The sequence below is a fragment of the Rhodococcus sp. BP-316 genome, assembly GCF_019836105.1.
Taxonomy (GTDB): Bacteria; Actinomycetota; Actinomycetes; order Mycobacteriales; family Mycobacteriaceae; genus Rhodococcoides.
This window is the reverse complement of sequence record NZ_JABUEE010000004.1, coordinates 102,332-121,447: the sequence shown is the minus strand read 5'-3', so window position 1 is coordinate 121,447 and position 19,116 is coordinate 102,332. Positions and strand designations below refer to the sequence as shown.

General features: G+C 68.4%; 15 protein-coding genes and 1 tRNA gene. 5 read left to right on the top strand and 11 right to left on the bottom strand.

The features are described from left to right. Positions 1-177 precede the first annotated feature (177 nt). The gene (locus HQ312_RS09105) at positions 178-918 is read left to right on the top strand and encodes a GAF and ANTAR domain-containing protein (protein WP_222638405.1); all 741 of its coding nucleotides are present in this window, start codon (positions 178-180) and stop codon (positions 916-918) included. Between the two features lie 3 nt (positions 919-921). On the opposite strand, the gene HQ312_RS09100 is transcribed toward HQ312_RS09105, so the two are convergent. Both HQ312_RS09100 and HQ312_RS09095 read right to left on the bottom strand, forming a co-directional pair. After that, entirely contained in the window at positions 922-3,240 is a 2,319-nt protein-coding gene (locus HQ312_RS09100; RefSeq protein ID WP_056445744.1) for an EAL domain-containing protein, read from the bottom strand. A 223-nt stretch (positions 3,241-3,463) separates the two neighbouring features. Further along, a tRNA-Ile gene (locus HQ312_RS09095) sits at positions 3,464-3,537 on the bottom strand. Between the two features lie 67 nt (positions 3,538-3,604). Between HQ312_RS09095 and HQ312_RS09090 the strand changes: the two genes are divergently transcribed. Further along, a complete protein-coding gene (locus HQ312_RS09090) occupies positions 3,605-3,751 on the top strand; it encodes a hypothetical protein (protein ID WP_200933841.1) in 147 nt (48 codons plus the stop codon). Positions 3,752-3,754: 3 nt separating this feature from the next. Here the strand turns inward: HQ312_RS09090 and HQ312_RS09085 are convergent, their stop codons facing one another. From HQ312_RS09085 to HQ312_RS09070, 4 genes are all read right to left on the bottom strand, one after another. After that, positions 3,755-5,545 carry an EAL domain-containing protein gene (locus HQ312_RS09085; protein WP_308123861.1) on the bottom strand — a complete coding sequence of 597 codons (1,791 nt, stop codon included), beginning with the start codon at positions 5,543-5,545 and terminating at the stop codon, positions 3,755-3,757. A 111-nt stretch (positions 5,546-5,656) separates the two neighbouring features. Then, positions 5,657-7,771: an Rv1355c family protein gene (locus HQ312_RS09080; RefSeq protein WP_261782207.1), complete on the bottom strand. Its 2,115-nt coding sequence runs from the start codon at positions 7,769-7,771 to the stop codon at positions 5,657-5,659. Positions 7,772-7,776: 5 nt separating this feature from the next. After that, positions 7,777-8,529, bottom strand: a complete 753-nt coding sequence (locus HQ312_RS09075; RefSeq protein ID WP_222638404.1) for a hypothetical protein — start codon at positions 8,527-8,529, stop codon at positions 7,777-7,779. Positions 8,530-8,567: 38 nt separating this feature from the next. Further along, entirely contained in the window at positions 8,568-8,981 is a 414-nt protein-coding gene (locus tag HQ312_RS09070; protein ID WP_222638403.1) for a PAS domain-containing protein, read from the bottom strand. Between the two features lie 245 nt (positions 8,982-9,226). On the opposite strand from HQ312_RS09070, the gene HQ312_RS09065 reads away from it, so the two are divergent. Continuing rightward, complete coding sequence (locus HQ312_RS09065; RefSeq protein ID WP_222638402.1) at positions 9,227-11,071, top strand: bifunctional diguanylate cyclase/phosphodiesterase; 1,845 nt, start codon at positions 9,227-9,229, stop codon at positions 11,069-11,071. Here HQ312_RS09065 and HQ312_RS09060 read toward each other — a convergent pair. Continuing rightward, complete coding sequence (locus tag HQ312_RS09060) at positions 10,990-13,230, bottom strand: molybdopterin-dependent oxidoreductase (protein ID WP_222638401.1); 2,241 nt, start codon at positions 13,228-13,230, stop codon at positions 10,990-10,992. The two genes, HQ312_RS09065 and HQ312_RS09060, sit on opposite strands and share 82 nt — an antisense overlap. A 71-nt stretch (positions 13,231-13,301) precedes the next feature. On the opposite strand from HQ312_RS09060, the gene HQ312_RS09055 reads away from it, so the two are divergent. Together HQ312_RS09055 and HQ312_RS09050 are read left to right on the top strand one after the other, a co-directional pair. After that, positions 13,302-14,129: a serine hydrolase gene (locus tag HQ312_RS09055; protein WP_307108632.1), complete on the top strand. Its 828-nt coding sequence runs from the start codon at positions 13,302-13,304 to the stop codon at positions 14,127-14,129. A gap of 147 nt (positions 14,130-14,276) precedes the next feature. Continuing rightward, on the top strand, positions 14,277-14,780 hold the full coding sequence (locus HQ312_RS09050; protein ID WP_027505753.1) for a DUF3145 domain-containing protein: 504 nt from the start codon (positions 14,277-14,279) through the stop codon (positions 14,778-14,780). A gap of 69 nt (positions 14,781-14,849) precedes the next feature. Here HQ312_RS09050 and HQ312_RS09045 read toward each other — a convergent pair whose 3' ends face one another. From HQ312_RS09045 to HQ312_RS09030, 4 genes are all read right to left on the bottom strand, one after another. Next, positions 14,850-16,283: an acyl-CoA carboxylase subunit beta gene (locus tag HQ312_RS09045; RefSeq protein WP_222638400.1), complete on the bottom strand. Its 1,434-nt coding sequence runs from the start codon at positions 16,281-16,283 to the stop codon at positions 14,850-14,852. A 130-nt stretch (positions 16,284-16,413) separates the two neighbouring features. Next, complete coding sequence (locus HQ312_RS09040) at positions 16,414-17,664, bottom strand: KasA/KasB family beta-ketoacyl-ACP synthase (RefSeq protein ID WP_027505755.1); 1,251 nt, start codon at positions 17,662-17,664, stop codon at positions 16,414-16,416. A gap of 8 nt (positions 17,665-17,672) precedes the next feature. Next, complete coding sequence (gene acpM, locus HQ312_RS09035; RefSeq protein ID WP_027505756.1) at positions 17,673-17,984, bottom strand: meromycolate extension acyl carrier protein AcpM; 312 nt, start codon at positions 17,982-17,984, stop codon at positions 17,673-17,675. 191 nt (positions 17,985-18,175) lie between these two features. Beyond that, positions 18,176-19,093 (bottom strand): ACP S-malonyltransferase, encoded by a 918-nt coding sequence (locus tag HQ312_RS09030; protein ID WP_027505757.1) that lies wholly within the window; start codon positions 19,091-19,093, stop codon positions 18,176-18,178. Positions 19,094-19,116: the final 23 nt, after the last annotated feature.

Genomic DNA, 19,116 nt, shown 5'->3' with positions numbered 1-19,116 from the left:
ACGCGCGGACATCTTCGATGGGAAGCTCCCACAGGCGTGCCTGGTCTGCATGCCGTCCGGGGAACTACCCGAGGGTCGACGAACCGAAACGCCGACCGCACCTCAGACTACGCACGGACCGACGGAGTGTGCCGAACACGCCTCGGTGGATCGGCGGGCGTGTGATCGAATGGTGCAATGGACACGGAAGGGCGGGCCGAAGGTGGCCTGACACCCGAACGACTCGGTGAGATCGTCGGCTCGCTGGGTCGACGCATCGAGGACACGGACGAGCTCGGCGAGTTGCTGCAGCGGTCGGTGGATCTCGCGCACGACGTCATCAGAGGCGCCGACAGTTGCGGCGTGACAATCGATTACGACGGCACCACGTACACGGCGGTCTACACCGACAGCACCACCCTCGCAGTGGACGAGATGCAGTACGAGACCGGCGAGGGTCCGTGCCTCGAGGCGTCCCGTAGCGACACCACGATCGTCGTCGACTGCGACAGCACCGAGCAGCGGTGGCCGGAGTTCGCGGCCGCGGCGCGCACCGAGGGTGTGCACTCGTTCCTCGCCTCGCCCATCAGGACTCTCGACGGCGTGATCGGCTCGTTCAACCTGTACGGCTCGTCCGCCGACGCCTTCGACGACATGGACGCCGACATCCTGGACAGCCTCACCACCACGGTGGGACGGGCCATCGGCGAGCATGCTCGCTACACCGACGCCACCACCACGGTGAGCGGACTGCGCGATGCCATGGCGCGACGCGCCCCCATCGAGCAGGCCAAGGGCATTCTGATGGCGATGCGCGGTCTCGACGCGGACGCGGCGTTCGACGTGCTCTCGCGTGAGGCGCAGCGCCGGAACGTGCGAGTTCGCGAGGTGGCCGCCGACTTCGTGCGCGATGCCACCAGGACCGATCCGGCCGGCTGACGGTCAGCCGGCGCGTCGCTCCAGCAGCATCGAGGTGACCTCGTTCGCGCTGGCCGGGTGGGCGAGCCAGAAGCCCTGGGCCAGATCGCAGCCACTGTCCCGCAGACGGTCGAACTGGGCCTGTGACTCGACACCCTCGCCGACGACGGCGACGTCGAACGCGTGTGCCAGGGACACGATGGCGGACACGATGGCCTCGGGCTGCTTGCCCGGCATGGCCTGGATGTACGTCTGATCGATCTTGAACGCCTCGATGACGGGATACCGGCTGAGGTAGGTGACGGAGCTGTGGCCGCTGCCCAGATCGTCCAGGAGGATGGACACGCCCATCTCGTGCAGTTCGGTGAGGGCGTCCCGCACCTGCGCCGTGTCCGCGAGCCACACCGTCTCGGTGATCTCCAGGCCGAGTCGGCCCACCGGCAGACCGGAACTGGCGAGGATGCGGGCGACGCTGGCCACGAACTCGGGCTGGCGAAGCTGCAGGGCACTGACGTTGACTCGCACGCCGACGTCCGAGATGGCCTGCCACTCCGCCGCCTGCACGCACGCGGTGTGCAGAGCCCACAGGCCGAGGGTGTTGATCTGGCCCGTGCGCTCGGCGATCCGGACGAAGGTCTCCGGGCTCACCGAGCCGAGGGTGGGGTGCTGCCACCGCGCGAGTGCCTCCACGGCGGTGATGCGGCCGGTCGCGATGTCGAAGATGGGCTGGTACGCGAGCGTCAGGATCTGGCTGTCGAGAGCCGACCGGAGATCGGCCGACAGAGCCAACTGGTTGCGGCGGTGCTCTCGATCGTCGGTGTCGAACACCGCGACGTTCCCGCGACCGGTGTCCTTCGCGCGATACATCGCCACGTCGGCGCGGCGGATGAGCTCGTTGCCGGGCACGGTGTCGTCCGCCAACGCGACGCCGATGCTCGCGGTGATGCGCAGTTCGTTGCCGTCGACGACGATGGCCGCCCGCACGGCGTCCGCGTAGGCCTGCGCCACGGCGATCGACTCCTCCGGACCGGAGAGGTTCTCGCAGACCGCCACGAACTCGTCGCCGCCCAGGCGAGCCACGGTGTCGCCGGGGCGCGATGCCCGGGTGAGGCGGTTGCCGATGGACACCAGAGCCGAGTCGCCCGCCTCGTGCCCCAGCCCGTCGTTGATGGACTTGAAGTCGTCGAGGTCGATGAGCATGACGGCCGTCGTGGTGGCCTTCGCGACGCCCCGCTCGACGGCGGACTCGATGCGGTCGTACGCCAGTGCGCGATTGGGGAGCCCCGTCAGCGGGTCCCGGAGGCTGCGGTAGCGCAGTTCGCTCTCGACGCCGACACGATGCACGGCTGCGGACACGACGTCGGACACCGTGTCGAGGGCGCCGGTGTCGAGCATCGGATTGTCCGGGACCAGAATCGGCGGCCCCGCCGTCGTGATGTCGATGATCGGCACGGACGACCCGGTGGCGGACGAGAGATAGCGCGAGTCGACCCCGAGGACGGTCAACACACCCCACGGCTGGCCGGTGCCGTCGATCGGCACGGCGACCGCGTTCTCGACACCACCCGCGACGAGGGCGGCGACGTCGAACCTGGACTCGTGCGCGTCCCCGGACCACACGATCCGGGTGGCCGATCGGCTGGCGAACGCGGTGATCGAGGAGGGCCCGGTGGCGCACAGATCGTGCGGTGCGTCGTCCCCCGTGGCGGCGACGATCTCGAGAGTGGCAGGCAGGTCGTGCGCGCGGGTGATGACGGCGCACCGCGCCCCGTACAGCGTCACGACGGCGTCGGTGGCCGCCGACAGAAGGTCGTCGAGCCGGCCGCGCAGAGCGAGCCTGCTCAGCTCGGCGACGACCCGCTGCTCGGACGCCCGGAAGGTCGACGCGTCCAGAGCCTTCTGCAGGAGATGGTCGTCGGCATTCTGTGCAGAGGCGTCGCGATGGATCGAGACGACCAGGGACGAGTCGTCGTCGTGGCCGCGTACGGCGAATGCTGAGGTGGACACCGCGAGCCTTTCTCCTGTGAGGTGATGCACCAGTTCTGTTCGGCCGAGCCAAGTTCCGTGGAGCTGGACAGCCGAGAGGATGTCCGTGAGCGTCGTGGGGGGAGTGGGGACGACGACGGCGTCCACGGTCGGTTCGTCCGGCGGCCCGTGCTCACCGCCGTCGAGTCCGAGAGTCCTCGACGCCTCGGGATTCGCGTGGACGATCCGGCCGTCGGACGTGGACACGAGCACCACGTCGGGGGAATGGTCGAACACCGTCGCGAGACCGAGTCGCGAGGACATGAAGGCCTCCGACAGCGTCGGGCGCGGGTCTGATCCATCCTCGTCGGGCATCATCGTCGTTCCTCACGGCTCTGCCGTCGGTCCTGCCTCTCTCGTCACCGTTCGGAGTCGACGAACAGACGGGTAGCCGGGTCGATCGCTTCGAAACAAACCTAGAGTTCAAAATATAGCAGACGAACAGCCGAAACGACGGTGTGTGCGTGTCGGGACAACGGTGTCCCGACGAGGGGGACGTCCTGGCCTGACGACCGAGGTGCGGGAAGGCGAAGGGTCCGAGTGGGGCGGGCGGGGCTCGAACCCGCGACCAATGGATTATGAGTCCACGGCTCTAACCGACTGAGCTACCGCCCCCGGCGCTGACGCGCGCTCACGATACCTGGGCGGGATCAGCGACGGCGGCCGCGGGTACGCGTGCCGCATGACCGAACCGAACGGCGACTCGCCCGTGTCCGACGAACCCTGGACCTCCTCGGAGAGGCCCTACGACTCCTCGCGCGACCCCGACGCGGACCCGTCGGAACTGGACGACGCGGCCGGAACGCAGCCCGATCAGGCGGAGGGCTGACGTTCAGCTCGGTGTGAGCGTTCCGACTCGCAGCATCTCAAGGACGACGTCGGCGGGCTGGGGGCGGGCGTAGAGGTACCCCTGCGCGCGCGAGCACCCCAGTTCCAGCAACACGGCACGGGCGTCGACGTCCTCGAGCCCCTCCGCGATGAGGTCGAGGTCGTAGGCCCGAGCGAGGGCGGTGACGGCCTCGACGATCGCGCGGTCGTCCCTACTGGTCGCGAGGTGGGTGACGAACTCGCGATCGATCTTGACGGCGTCGACCGGCAGCGTCTTGAGATGCGAGAGCGAGCTGTACCCGGTGCCGAAGTCGTCGATGGCCACGCGTACCCCGAGTGCACGGATGTCGCGCAGAGCCCGTGCGGCCAGGACGATGTCGTGGACCACCGCCACCTCGGTGATCTCGATGCACAGGTACTGCGGCTCGAGGGAGTACCGGGACAACGCCTCTCGTACGGTGTGCACGAAGTCGAGCGAGACCAACTGTGCGGGTGACACATTGACCCGCAGTGCGATGTCCAGTGTTCCCAACGTAGAGCGCCACGACGCGTACGTTCTGCACGCGGTGTGGAGCACCCACCGTCCGAGGTCGGTGGCCAGGTTGACGGCCTCGGCGATGGCGATGAACTCGACGGGCGGCAGCATGCCCCGGGTGGGATGCTGCCACCGCACCAGGGCCTCGACCGCGGTGATGCGGTCGGTCGTGAGGTCGATCTCGGGTTGGAAGTACAGGAGCAGTGACTCGCCCTCGATCGCTGCGCGCAGATGCAGCTCGATGTCGTTCTGCAACTCGTTGCGTTCGCGGATCTCGGAACTGAACAGCGAGACCTGATTGCCCCCGGCCGTTTTGGCGGCCAGCGCAGCCTGGTCGGCGTCCGCGATCACCGAATCGACCGTACCGCTGCCGGGGATGCCCAGTGCGACACCGATACTGGCGGTACGTGAGACGTACTCGCCCGCCATGTCGACCCGTGCGGTCACCACGGTGAGAATGCGGCAGGCCTCGGCGTACGCGTCGTCCTCCGTCATCGGACCGGGAAGAACGACCACGAACTCGTCGCCGCCCCACCGTGCGAGAAGAGTGTCCGCGTCCGAATGCCGCTGCAGCCGTGCACCGACCGTGCGGAGGAACGTGTCACCGGCCGAGTGCCCCAGGAAATCGTTCAGGGCCTTGAGGCGATCGAGGTCGAAGTAGAGCACCGCGAATGCGTCACCGCCCCCGGCGAGTCGAGCGGACAGCAGCTCCGAGACACCCCGCCGGTTGAGCAACCCCGTCAACGCGTCGTGCGTGGCGGCCCACCGCAAGTGCTCCTCGGCGGCGATCCGAGCCTGCAGTTGGGAGAAGAGGGTGGCGATCGCCTCGAGCGCGTCGACCTCCTCGTCCGACCACTCGCGGTCGCCCGACGCCACGAGTCCGATGACCCCGGTGGTGATGTCGTGAGATAGCAGGGGTACGGACACCATGGAGGTGCTCGTGTATCCCGAGGCCGCCTCCACGCGGTGCCGATAGTCCTCCATGGCTGGGTCCGGACGAAAGAGAAGCGGCTCACGGAGGAACTCCGCGGCGGCGAAGACCGGGTCCGCGTCGGCAAAATGTACGACTCCGAGTGGATCAGGATCCGGAACGTCGACCCTGTCGGGCCACTCGGCCACCATGTGTGTGGCTCGACGGGACCGATCATGATGTCGCAGGAACCCTGCGTCGACAGCGAAATAGTCGACCAGGTCCTCCAGCGCGGACCGATATCCTGCAGCAACCGTCGAGGCGTTCACGCCGATCAGGTGGGTCGCCACACGGGTCACCAATACGTCGAAGCTCGGACGGCGCTCCAACGTCGGGTCTCCTCGCGTGGCTGCGGAGCGCAGGACTGCACTCGTTCAGCCGACTGTACCGCGAGAGTGCCGTCAGCGAGGTCGACGCCGACTTCGAACGGCGGGAATTGCGCAGTGAGACAGCCGCAATACGAGGCCGACCGGTTTGTCTCGCGGCTGACCAGCGGTATCGAGGAAGCGGTGACGCAGTGTGCGTAGTCGCTCGGCGTAACGCGGGGACAGAGCGTCGAATTCGTGATCCTCCGAGGCGTAGAGGAACACGGGAGACACGGGATGGACTGTCAGACCGTGCAACTCGGCCGTGATCCACGCACGCTCCACTGCACCGCCGGCGACGACGTGATCGCGGCCGGTGGGTCCCGGCGCGAACACGACGAGTACCGCGGACGTGGTCGCCATCCGATCGCGCGTGTCGTCGCCCAACGCCCTGCCGGTGTCCCAGTCCGCGAGAAGACGCATCACGTCGGGTCGTCGGGCGACGTCGAGCTTGACCAGGTCGGTGGCGTCGAGGGCCAGAGTGGCGACATCGATACCGGTGTCCGGATCGTCGTCGCCGGGCCACCGCAGTTCGGACATCATCTCGGCGTGCAGCGTGGTGGTGAGGTAGCGGAGTCGGTCCGATTCCGCCAGGATCTCGCCGATCTCGGACAGCGCCGCCCGATCCGTGATCACGACCGCTGAGCCGTCCTCCTCTGCAGCCGCCGCGCACAGGTCGCGCACGACCTCGTCGGCCAGGGCGGTCGGTGTGCCCGGGTGACGGTTCGTCGAACGCCGCATCATGGCCTCGTGGAGGGGAGCGAGGGCAGTGTCCGGCCTTCGCGCCACTGTCAGGTCGACGCGTACGCGACCGGCGCCCCCATCGACGACTGTCGGCACCGCCGTGAGTCCGGCTCGGGCCGCGGCGACCCGAGCGTTGAACACCGCGGCGCCCACGGCGATTCGGCTCCCGCGGTGCGCGACATCGAGACCGGTGGTGCGCAGAGGATCGAGCGTGATCGTGACGACGTCGTCGGACGTCGTCACGATCCACGGCTGAACGTTGCCGCCGGACGGTGCGCGCCGAGCGGCCTCCACCATCGAGTCCACGACCGAGGTCGGTGTCGTGGGCGCCGTCGTCGGTGCCGGCTCGTCGATGGGGTCCCCGGCGCTCTCGGTCGTTCCGAGGGTGTCGAGCGCGCCGTCGACGTCGATACGAGTGCGACCGGACGGCATGGATTGCCCCAACACGATGCGCCGCACCACCGCTGCGACCGTCGCTCCTCCCAGAGCGACGTCGCTCCCGAGCTGCGGCCACGTCGAGATCGTGCGGTCGACTTCGACCATGGACGCGGCGAACCGCGCGGACACGTCGGATGCACCGAGGATCGACATGACGTGGGGTGCCTTGTCGCGCGTGCTGAGACCGGTGAGGGCGCCCGACGAGAGCGTGCCGACAGCGCCGTGGAAGATCGGACGATCGGGCTCGAGATCGAACCGTTCCACGTCGAGAAGACCGCGGTCGCTGGTCTCCATGATCACCGGGATGCGATGCCGCTTGGCGGCTTCACGCAGCAGGACCTTCACGTCGAGGGAATCGCATTCCTCGATGACGATGTCGAGGCCGTCCAGGAAGTCGTCGACCGTGTCGGCGGTGATACCGCGTGCTTCGACGCGCACGGACAGGTAAGGGTCCAGCTCGGCGATGCGCCGGGAGACGATGTCGGTCTTGCTCTCGCCCAGGTCGAGAACGGTCGACGGGATCCGGTTGAGGTTGGAGAGCTCCAACTCGTCGAAGTCGGCGACCCGCAATTCCCCGCACAGTCCCTCGAGGGCCAGGGTGTGCGCGACCGCGTGCCCCACGCTGAGACCCACGACGCCGATCTTCGCCGCGCCGAACCGGTCCTGCTCCTCGGCGGTGATCTTGTTGCGGTTGCGGTCGAGCCGGAGCCGCCGGAACCCGCGAGGCCCGAGAACGCGGACGAGCGTGCGGCGCCACGGATAGTGCACCCAGCGAGGGGATTCGTCCAGAACGTCGGCATCGGGCCGGGGGACCAGAGCGGACAGTCCCCGTTCCTGGGCGTCGAGTGTGTCGAGAACGACGGTCACACCGTCGCCGAGCAGAGACTCGACGACCGCTCGGTCGCTCGGGGACCGCGGGTCGAGAATCGTGGGTGTGGCGTCGTCCGCCCGAGTGGGGTCCACCAGCATGTCGGTCACCGAGTTGGGCTCCTCGTCGATCGGTCGGGTACGGCGGTGGCCGCCCACGAATGTGCCAGTTGGGCTGCTGCGTCGTCTATTCGGCGCACATGGCGTGGATCGGCCCGGTCGCGATAGCTCTCGAGATCCCACCACAGAGCGCGGGTGCGATAGCGATCGTCGGGGTAGACGGCCGGTTCGACGGACTCAGCTGTGACGGCGCCGGTGCTCTGCCACATTCGCACCACATGATCCGCTGCCGTGACCAGCGCGTAGCGGGCGCCCAACAGCGAGCAGCCCAGCGGTCCGGCGTACCCGATGACGTCGGCGAGGTGACGATCGCGTGCCGCCGTCGACTCGACCCAACCTGTCTTGAGCTCCACGACTCCGCGCCCCAACCGCTCGTCGACCATCTGCCGCAGTACCATCCGGCCGATCGGGTGATGCCGCCACTCGATGTCGGCATGCGTGTCTCGCGCGTCGGTGTAGGGCCCCTGCAGTCTGGCACCGGCGAGCATCGCCCCGGAGGTGTCCAGCGCGCAGAAGAACAGAGCGGTGGTCGAGCCGTCGCGGATGGTGTCGTGTTCCAGCGCCGGCAGAACGTCGTGGTGGGTGTAGCTACGGTGTGCACCCTTGAGGAAGCGAGTCCACAGATCAGGTCTGCTGGAAGGCGTCGTCGCGATGATCGTGCAACCGAAGTGTCTGTCGACGTAGTGACCCTGAGTGTGCGCCCGGACCGGGGAGAAGGGCAACGCTGACGGGGCCGACATGAGGCACTCCTGCGTCGTGAGTGTGAGCCGAGGGAAAGTCAGGCGACCGCGTCGACCGGGGTCGACTCGACCATCAGGTAGCGGCGGTCGCCCACCACCATGCGGGACATGGCCATGTCGACCTCCACTGCCCGGCCGTCCTTGCGGACCAGCCAGAGACGCGTGGCAACGGACCCTGTGAAGTACGCGCGCTCTGTCGCGTTAATGAGGGCTGCACTGTCCGCAGGATGGAGGATGGAGGACGACGGCACGGCCGCGAGCTCGTTCGCCTCGTACCCGAGCAGGCTGCTGCAAGCGGAGTTGTAGAACGCCAGGGCTCCCGAGGAGTCGTGCACGGTCGTCGCTCGCGTCGATCGGACGACGCGGGTGTAGAGACTGGACAGTTCGGACTGCGTGGAGCGGCGCATCAGCGTCGTGTTGACACGTGCATCGATAGCTTCCGTACCCGACATGTGATCCATTGTGGCACAGTGCCTTACGGAAGTGCTTGGTCGTCCACCAGGGGAAAACCGGCACGAAACCCATTTTGTTGTGGGATGTCATGAGTTGCAGGTCACGTCGTTTTCGGATCAGATGGTGTGCAGAGTGCACTACGACGCCACTCGAGCTGCGACATCGGCGCGCGGTGTGGCGTCGATCGTGGGGGTAGGGCGCCGCAGCGGGGGCATGCGTCGTCCGGGGGATTTCAGGAGAAGTCATGGAAGCGATCGACGGCTCGGCGCATGTTCGGCGTCCGCTGAATGCGTTGGTCTCGGAACTCGCGACCCGGCTTCTCGGCGCAGACGCCGCCAACGTCGTCGTCGCGTATCGCCGACTGCTCCGTGATCTCGCAGTCGACTTCGAGATGGACACCTGTTTCCTCCGCCACAACGACTCCGACGTCGATGCCACTGTGCTCGTCGCCGAGTGGCCGCCCCGTCCGGTCGTACCGGTTCCAGATCCCCTCGGTGTCGTCTACTTCGCCGATGCCGATCCGGTTTTCGCCGTCACCCGGGAGCAGGATCGAGTCCAGATCTACCGGCCGAACGATCAACCCGAGAATTACCGAGAGCGGATCGAGAACGGATCCGGGGTGTCGGCCACGACGGTGGTGACGGTCCCTCTTCTCGGCGACGGCCGCACCCTGGGCGTCCTGGGTTTCGTTCGATTCGCCGACCGCGAGTGGACCGCGGAGGAGCTCGAGGCAGTCACTGCGGTCGGAGCGATGCTCGCCCAGGTGCAGAGGCGCGTGGCCGCGGAGAACGAACTGCGCCACACCGCGATGATCGACGAACTGACCGGGCTGATGAACCGTCACGGGCTGACCGAGCTGCTCGACGGGCGCGCCGGCGACGGCACCGCGGTGGGCGTGCTGTTCGTGGACATCGATCGGCTGGCCGCTCTCAACGACTTCCTCGGCCATCGCATGGGTGACGAGTTCCTGCGCACCGTCGCGGACCGCATCCGCCGCCGACTGCCGGACGGGGACGTGGTGGCGAGGCTCGGCGGGGACGAGTTTGTCGTCGTCCTCGGTGGTGCGCCCACGGCCGAGGACGGTGCGGAGCGTGCGGAGATGGTCCGGTCGGTGGTCGCCGAGCCGATGGTGGTGGGGGACGACAGGGTGACCCGCACCGCGAGTATCGGCGTGGCCGTGGGAACCGCGGATCCGTCGGAGATGCTGCGCCGGGCGGATCAGGCGGCGCTGCACGTGAAGTCGTCGGGTGGCAACGGCGTCGTCCTCTACTCGGACGAGATCGCGGCGACCAACGACCTGCGGACCGACGTCGAGCTGACGCTGGGCCATGCCATCTCTCACGACCGGTTGGTGCTGCACTTCCAACCCGAGGTGGACCTGCGTTCCGGTGAGATCACCGCAGTGGAAGCTCTCGTCCGCTGGCCGCATCCGACCCGCGGCATGCTCGGGCCCGACGTCTTCGTGCCCATCGCCGACGCGGCGAACCTCGCCCCGGAGCTCGGGCGCTGGGTCATCGATGCGGCGTGCCGGGCGTATGTGAGCTGGCGGGACGCCACGGGTCGCACCGACCTGGTTCTGCGCGTGAACATCTCGCCGGTCCACCTCGCCGTGCGCGACTTCGCGCAGGAGGTGGCGGACGTCCTGCGGACCCACGGGATCGACCCGGCCTGCTTCTGCCTGGAGCTGTCCGAGGTCGCGGTGGTGGATTCGGTGGCGCGATCGGGCGCAGCCCTGACCTCCCTGCGCGACAAGGGAATCAGGACGGCCATCGACCACTTCGGTGTCGGGTACTCGTCACTGCTGCACCTCAAGAGGCTGCCGCTCGACGTGCTCAAGATCGACAGGCACTTCACCGACGGGCTCGGCGTGGACGGCGACGATCGTGCGCTCGTCTCGGTCATGATCGGACTTGCTCGGTCACTCCGGCTCGACGTCGTCGCCAACGGAGTCGAGACGTCTGCGGCAGCGCGCACTCTGGTCGAGCTGGGCTGCCACCGCGCGCAGGGTCACGCCATCTGTCCGCCCGTCGACGAACCCACCCTCAGCTCGCTGCTCGTCGACGGGACTCGGCTGCTCGACGTGTCCTGATCGTCGGTCCCGACGAGCCGGAGCGTCACCGGGACACCGTTGAGGACGGCATTTCCCGCGACGCCCTCGACGCGGTCCGGATCGGTGAGGTCGTTGACGCTCGGTCCGCGGACGTCGCGGGCCACCGTCAGTAGCACACCGTCGCGGTCATGCCCGAAACCGTGCGGGATGCTCACGACGCCGGGCATCACCGAGTCGCTCGCCGTCACCTCGATGCGCACGGAGCCGGCGGCGGACACGACCTCGACGGTGTCCCCGTCGGCGATGCCGAGACGGTCGAGATCGGCGGGATGTGCCAGCAGACCGTGGCGCGGCTTGCCCTTCACGAGACGCGGCGCGTTGTGCATCCACGAGTTGTTGCTGCGAACGTGGCGGCGCCCGATCAGGAGCAGTTCGCCGTCCGCGGACGGCGTCGCGGCGAGCAGAGCGCTCCGCAGTCTGTCGATGTCCGGGGTGATCACGTCGTGCATCAGACCGATACGCCGATCGCGGGTGAGCAGCTTGCCCGGCAGACCGGGACGCAGCGGACCGAGGTCGGTGCCGTGCGGGTTCTTTCGAAGTGTCCGCAGAGTGACCCCGCGAGCGCGCAGCAGCAGGAGTTCGACCGTTCGGGCGGGGGACAGCCGAGTGCGCACCTCACGGACCACCGCCGCGGCGTTCACCCGACCCAGGGTCCGCGCACGCGTTCCGCGGCGGCGGACGGCGGCGTAGCGCAGACTCAGATCGCGGAAGATCTCCCAGTCGTGGCGCGCGTCGGCCTCCTTCGGCAGGACGGCCGGATTGAACTTGGCGGTGTTCCGCACCGCGAACGTCGAGAAGATCAGGTCGTAGTGGTCCCGCTCGAGGGCCACCGTGGACGGCAGGATGATGTCGGCGTGGCGTGAGGTCTCGTTGACGTAGATGTCGAAGGACACCATGAAATCGAGCCCGGCGAACGCGTCGTCGAGCCGGGGGCCGCCCGGCATCGACAGCACCGGGTTGCCCGACGCCACCACCATGGCGCGGACGCGCCCGGGCCCGTCGGTGGTCATCTCGTCCACGAGGGTCGACGCCGGGAGCTCGCCACTGAACTCGGGCAGATCCCGCACCCGGCTGCGCCACTTGTCGAAATGACCGCGGCCGGTGATCTTGTTCGCGATCAGGTCGACGGCCGGATCGGTGAACAGCACGCCGCCGACCCGGTCGAGATTGCCGGTCAGGATGTTCAGGACGTGCACTGCCCACTGGCACACGGTGCCGAACTCCTGGGTGGAGACACCCATCCGGCCGTAGACCGCGGCCGATCCGGCGCTCGCGAGATCGCGTGCCAGCGTGCGGATCACGTCGGCGTCGATACCGGTGAGAGGTGCCACGGCCTCGGGCGTGAACGCCGCCACCGCCTCGGTCACACCCTCGACGCCGTCGACGTACGGGGCGGGGGTAGCGGCGCCGTCGGCCAGGACGACGTGAACGAGCGCCAGCAGCAGATGAGCATCCGTGCCGGGACGGATGAAGTGGTGGGTGTCGGCGACGTCCGCCGTCTCGGTGCGCCTCGGGTCGATCACCACCATGCGCCCGCCACGTGCGTGCAGTTCCTTCACCCGCTTCCCGAAATCGGGCACCGTCATCATGGATCCGTTCGACGCCATCGGGTTGGCGCCCAGGACGAGGAAGAAGTCGGTGTTGTCGATGTCGGCGATCGGCTGACGGAGCTGATGCCCGTAGAACAACATGTTGGTCAGCTGGTGCGGCAACTGGTCCAGCGACGTGGCGGAGTACCGGTTGCGGGTGCGCAGCATCGACAGGAACGGGATGCCGTGGGTCATGGCGCCGAGACTGTGCACGTTGGGGTTGCCCGCATAGACACCCACGGCGTCGGCGCCGTGCTCGTCACGGATGGCGGACAGGCGTCGGGCCACGAGGTCCACCGCCTCGTCCCACCCGATCTCGCGCCACCCCGACTCGGTGCGCTGCAGCGGTCGGCGGACACGGTCGGGGTCGTTCAGGATGTCGACGAGCGCGGTCGCCTTGGGGCAGATGTGTCCGCGGGACAACGGATCCTTCTTGTCCCCGCGGACGGACTGCACACCCTCGTCGGTCACCGTGTACTCGAGTCCGCACATGGCCTCGCAGAGGGTGCAGGTGCCGTGGGCGGTGCGGGTGGTTCCAGCCGAGGTCATTCCACGCACGCTAGTCGCGTGTACCCGGACGCATCGAGATTCTGTGACGAGTGTGAATTACAGTCGGGCTCGTGGTCACCGGCAACGCATCCGAGATTCTGTCCTCACTCACCGACTGGCCGGTCCCGGCGGTGTCGGCCGCGGTGATCACCGACGGTCCCGACGTGGCCGCGCGGCACGGTGATCGGGATCGCGTGCAGGAACTGGCCTCGGTCACCAAGCTCCTCGTCGCCTACGCGGCGCTCGTCGCGGTGGAGGAGGGTGCCGTCGAGCTCGACGAGGCGGCGGGACCCGAAGGATCCACCGTCCGACACCTTCTCGCCCACACCTCGGGAGTCGCGTTCGACGACCGACGGCCCACCACGGCGCCGGGGACGAAACGCATCTACTCGAGCGCCGGCTTCGAGATCCTGGCGGAGCACGTGACCGAGCGTTCCGGCATCGAGTTCGGGGAGTACCTGTCCGCCGCCGTGCTCGAACCGTTGGGTATGACCTCGACCGAGCTGCACGGGTCGGCCGGCCACGGAGCCCGCTCCAATCTCTGCGACATGGAGGCGTTCGCGGCAGAACTGCTCGCACCGACGCTCGTCTCCCGCCAGACCGTCGACGAGGCGACGAGCGTGCAGTTCGAGGGACTCGGAGGCATCCTCCCCGGGTACGGGTCGCAGCGACCCAACGACTGGGGTCTGGGCTTCGAGCTCCGTGACCACAAGTCGCCGCACTGGACGGGGGAGACGAACTCGGCGCGCACGTTCGGGCACTTCGGGCAGTCGGGAACGTTCCTCTGGGTGGACCCCGAAGCCCGCGTCTCGTGCGTCGTGCTCGCCGACCGCGCCTTCGGGGACTGGGCCAAGCCGTTGTGGACCGCGTTGGGTGACACGGTGCTCGCGGGCGTGTGACCCGCCGCGACACGCCGCCGGAACCCACCCGACACACCGAACGACTGGTGTAACAGGGGTAACTCGAGGCACACTGGTAGAAGCCGTACATCAGCAGACGCGTCAGGCCGTTGGGGAAGACGTCCCTCGTCGAAGCTGGAGGCAACGGTGAACGCACTGAACCAATTCGCGGACTCGACCACGGGTGTCGTCTACATTCACTCGTCGCCGGCCGCGCTGTGCCCGCATGTCGAATGGGCGCTGTCCGATGCGCTCGACTGCCGAGCAAATCTCAAGTGGACCGCGCAGCCCGCATTCGACGGTCAACTGCGGGCCACCACCAACTGGACCGGCCCCGTGGGCACCGGCGCCCGGTTGGCCAGCGTGCTGCGCTCATGGCAGATGCTGCGTTTCGAGGTCACCGAGGACCCCAGTGAGGGTGTCGACGGTGAACGCTTCGCGCACGTGCCCGGCCTCGGCCTGTGGCACGGCGCCACCAGTGCCAACGGCGACGTCATGGTGGGCGAGCAGCGGCTGCGGTCGATCCTCGAACAGGGACGCGGCGACGTGTACGCGCAGCTGGATCACGTTCTCGGTACCGCCTGGGACGCGGAGCTCGAACAGTTCCGTCTCGGTGGAGTCGGCGGAGAGGTCACCTGGCTCGCGAGTTAGTGGGCCTCCGGCCCCCGTGAGCCTTTTGCGCATCCAGGGATGCGCAAAAGGCTCACGGGGCGACGCCACTCAGAGCGGGATGTTCTTGTGGCGACCACGGCGCGCCGGGGCGTCCGCCAGCGCGCGGGTGAGAGTGCTGCGGGTGGCGGCCGGATCGATGATCGCGTCCACGACGCCGATGCCCACGGCCCGCTCGACACCACCGGCGATGGCCTCGTGCTCGGCCGTCAAACGGTCGTGCAGCGCCTCGCGCTCGTGATCGGGCGCCGCTGCCAGTGCCTTCTTGTGCAGGATGCCCACGGCCGCCTTGGCGCCCATGACCGCGACCTCGGACTCCGGCCAGGCGTAGACGGCCGTTGCTCCGAGAGCCCGTGAGTTCATCGCGATGTACGCGCCGCCGTAGATCTTGCGGGTCACCAGTGTCACGCGGGGCACGGTGGCCTCGGCGAACGCGTGCAGCAGCTTGGCACCGCGGCGGACCACGCCCTCCCACTCCATGCTGACGCCTGGCAGGTATCCGGGGACGTCCACGACGACGACGAGCGGGATGCCGAAGGCATCGCACAGGCGGACGAAGCGGGCGGCCTTCTCGGCGGACTCGGAGTTGAGGCACCCACCGAGGCGGATCGGGTTGTTGGCGATGACACCGACCGAGCGACCGCCGAGGCGGCCGAGCCCGGTGACGATGCTGCGCGCCCAACCACCCTGGAACTCCTCGAAGGACGACTCGCCCTCGACGTTGTCGAGCAGCTCGTTGACGACCGGGTGCACGTCGTACGCGCGGCGGTTCGACGCGGGCAGGAGTGCCTTGAGATCGGTGTCGCCGTGCTGGGCGGCGGCCAGGTCGAACTCGCCCTGCTCACTGAACATCGACACGAGCCGACGTCCCCGTGCGAGGGCGTCGAGTTCGTCGTCGGCGACGATGTGGCAGACGCCGGACTTGCGGAAGTGGGTGTCGGGCCCACCGAGCGAGGCCATGTCGACCTGCTCGCCGGTGACGCTGCGCACCACGTCGGGACCGGTTACGAAGACCCGGCCCTCGGGGGCCATGATCACGACGTCGGTGAGCGCGGGGCCGTACGCGGCGCCGCCGGCGGCGAATCCGAGCACGACCGAGATCTGCGGAACGGTGCCCGACGCACGGACCATGGCCTCGAAGACCAGCCCGACGGCGTGCAGGGCCTCGACGCCCTCGGCGAGACGGGCCCCACCGGAGTGCCAGATGCCGACGATGGGCGCTCCGGAGTCCAGGGCCTCGTCGATGGCGGAGACGATGTGCTTGCAGCCGTCGACTCCCATGGCGCCGCCCATGACGGTGGCGTCGGAGCAGTAGGCGATGGTGCGGACTCCGTCGATCTCACCCGAGGCGGCCAGCACACCGGACTTGTCACGGTCGTGCAGCGGGGTGGTCGTACCGGAGTCGAAGAGCTTCTCGAGACGGGCGAGGGGGTCGCGCGGGTCACGCGACGAGGAGTGGCGGGTGTGCGGAGCGAGGACGGTCATCGTGTTCTCCCCTTCATACTGCCGCTCCCGGCAGGGGAGTGGTGGTGCGGGCGAAGATCCGGCGACCGCGGTCGCCGGACCTCCGCCCTCGTGCGCGTACGACTGTCACGCCGTGACGGCTGCGGAGCCGTCAGTGGCGTCCGAAGGCGAGCGCAACATTGTGCCCACCGAATCCGAACGAGTTGTTCAGTGCGTACTCGATCTCGCCGCGACGGGCCTCGCCCGACACGACGTCGAGGTCGATCTCCGGATCCTGGTTGTCCAGGTTCAGCGTGGGCGGAACGATCCCGTCCCGGATGCTGAGCACTGTCAGGATCGACTCCAGGGCGCCGACAGCGCCGATGGAGTGCCCGAGGGCCGACTTCGGCGCGTACACCGATGCGTGGTTGCCCACCGCAGCGTTGATCGCGGTGGCCTCGGCCGTGTCCCCGATGGGAGTGGCCGTGGCGTGTGCGTTGACGTGCGAGATGTCCTGCGCCGTCAGTCCCGCCGTCTCGATGGCCCGGCGCATCGCACGCGCCGCACCGGTTCCGGCCGGATCGGGAGCCACCAGGTGGTACCCGTCCGAGGTGATGCCGGCGCCGAGAAGGCGAGCATGGATCGTCGCGCCGCGAGCCTTGGCGTGCTCCTCGCTCTCGATCACCATGAGCGCACCGGACTCGCCGAAGACGAAGCCGTCACGATCCTTGTCGAACGGCCGCGAGGCCGCCTGCGGATCGTCGTTGCGTGTGCTCATGGCACGCATCATCGAGAAGGCCGCGATCGGCACCGCGTCGATGTGTCCCTCGACCCCACCCGTGACCATGATGTCCGCGTCGCCCATGACGATCATCCGCCATGCGTGAGCGATCGCTTCCGATCCCGACGAGCATGCCGACACCGGTGTGATGACACCGGCGCGTGCACCCAGGTCGAGCCCCACGACAGCCGACGGTCCGTTCGGCATGATCATCTGCACGGCGAGCGGGGACACCTTGCGGTACCCGCCCTCGCGCATCTTCTTGTCGGCGTCGAGCAGTGCGTCTCCGCCGCCCAGGCCGGTGCCGATCGAGACGCCGAACCGCTCCGAGTCGACCTCGGGGCTGCCGGCGTTCTTCCACACCTCCTTGCCCAGGACGTATGCCATCTGCTCGACGTAGCTCATGCGTCGTTGCTCGACGCGAGAGAGAAGAGTCGATGGATTGACGGCCAGATGGCCGCCGATGCGAACCGGAAGATCGAACTCGGTGACGAAATCGTCCTCGAGCACGTCGATGCCGCTCTCCCCGTTCAGCAGTCCCTTCCACGTCGCGTCGACGTCACCGGCGATGGAGGTGGTCACCGCCAGGCTGGTCACGACGACGTTGCGGAAGCCCCCGTTGGCTGTGCTGGGCGTGGTCACGGTCGTGCTCACTCGCCTGCGGAGTCGCTCTGGTTGTCGAGCTTCGCCTTGATGGCCTCGGCGGCCTCGGGGTTCTCGGCTTCGAGCTTCTGGATGTAGTTCACGGCGTCGCCGACGGTGCGGAGGCTGGCGAGATCCTCGTCGGGGATCTTGACGCCGTACTTGTCCTCGGTCTGCACTGCGATCTCGACCATGGAGAGGGAGTCGATGTCCAGGTCGTCGACGAACGACTTCTCGACGGTCACCTCGGACGGCTCGATGCCGGTGACCTCTTCGATGATCTCGGCGAGTCCGGCGATGAGTTCTTCCTGCGTGGCCACGGAGTGGCTCCCTTCGTGTAAGGAACTGTGCACACGGCGCGACTGTGCGCCGGTGCGGATGCTGTCTCGACGAACGCTCGTTCTCGAGTCGGGCCGGCTACGTACCGGCCCCGCTCACCTCACGACGTGCGGTGAGCGATGCGCATCCCCGGCCCGGTCCGTGACGGACCGGCGGGGTTGCGCGCAGTAACCTAACCGACCGATACCGGGGCGGTGAGGCCGGAGACGTCCTCCGGAGTCTTGAGGGCGACCGTCGGGGTGCCGCGCATCTCGCGCTTGGCGATCCCGACGAGGGTGCCGGCCGGCGGGAGCTCGACGATCGAGGCGACCTCGGCCGCGCGCAGCGTCGCTGTGCACAGATCCCACCGGACGGGCCGGGTGACCTGGCCGGCGAGCTTGGCCAGTGCGTCCGCGCCGGAGGTGACCTCGCGGCCGTCGAGGTTGGAGAGCAGGCGACGCGTCGGATCGGACGGCGTGATGGAGGCAGCTGCGGCGACCACGGCGTCCTGCGCGGGTGCCATGAAGCGCGTGTGGAACGCGCCGGCGACGGGCAGCGGGCGAATGCGTGCCTTCTCGGGCGGGTTCGCGGCGAGCTCGGCGAGGTCGGTGAGGAGACCGGCGGCCACGATCTGGCCGGCGGCGTTCCGGTTGGCGGCCTCGAGGCCGAGCTCGGTCAGACGCTCGAGCACCGCGTCCTCGTCGCCACCGAGCACGGCGGACATGCCGGTCGGAGCCAGTGCGCAGGCCTTGGCCATCTCGGCGCCGCGGATCGCGGCGAGAGCGACCGCGTCGTCGGCGGAGATGACGCCCGCGACGGCGGCTGCGGCGAGTTCACCGACGGAGTGGCCGGCGACGACCATGTTCTCCGGCAGTCCGTGCGTGCGCTCGATCTCCTCGAAGGCGAGGAGCGCAGCGGCCACGACGAGCGGCTGGGTCACGGCGGTGTCGGTGATCTCCTCCGCCGTGGCGGTGGTTCCGAGCCGCGTCAGGTCGAGGCCCGACGCCTGCGACCAGAGGGCGAGACGATCCGCGGCCCCGGGGAGTCCGAGCCACGGCACGAGCATGCCGGGTGTCTGAGAGCCCTGTCCGGGCGAAAGCACTGCAATCACGGAACTAAGAAAACACTGTGAAG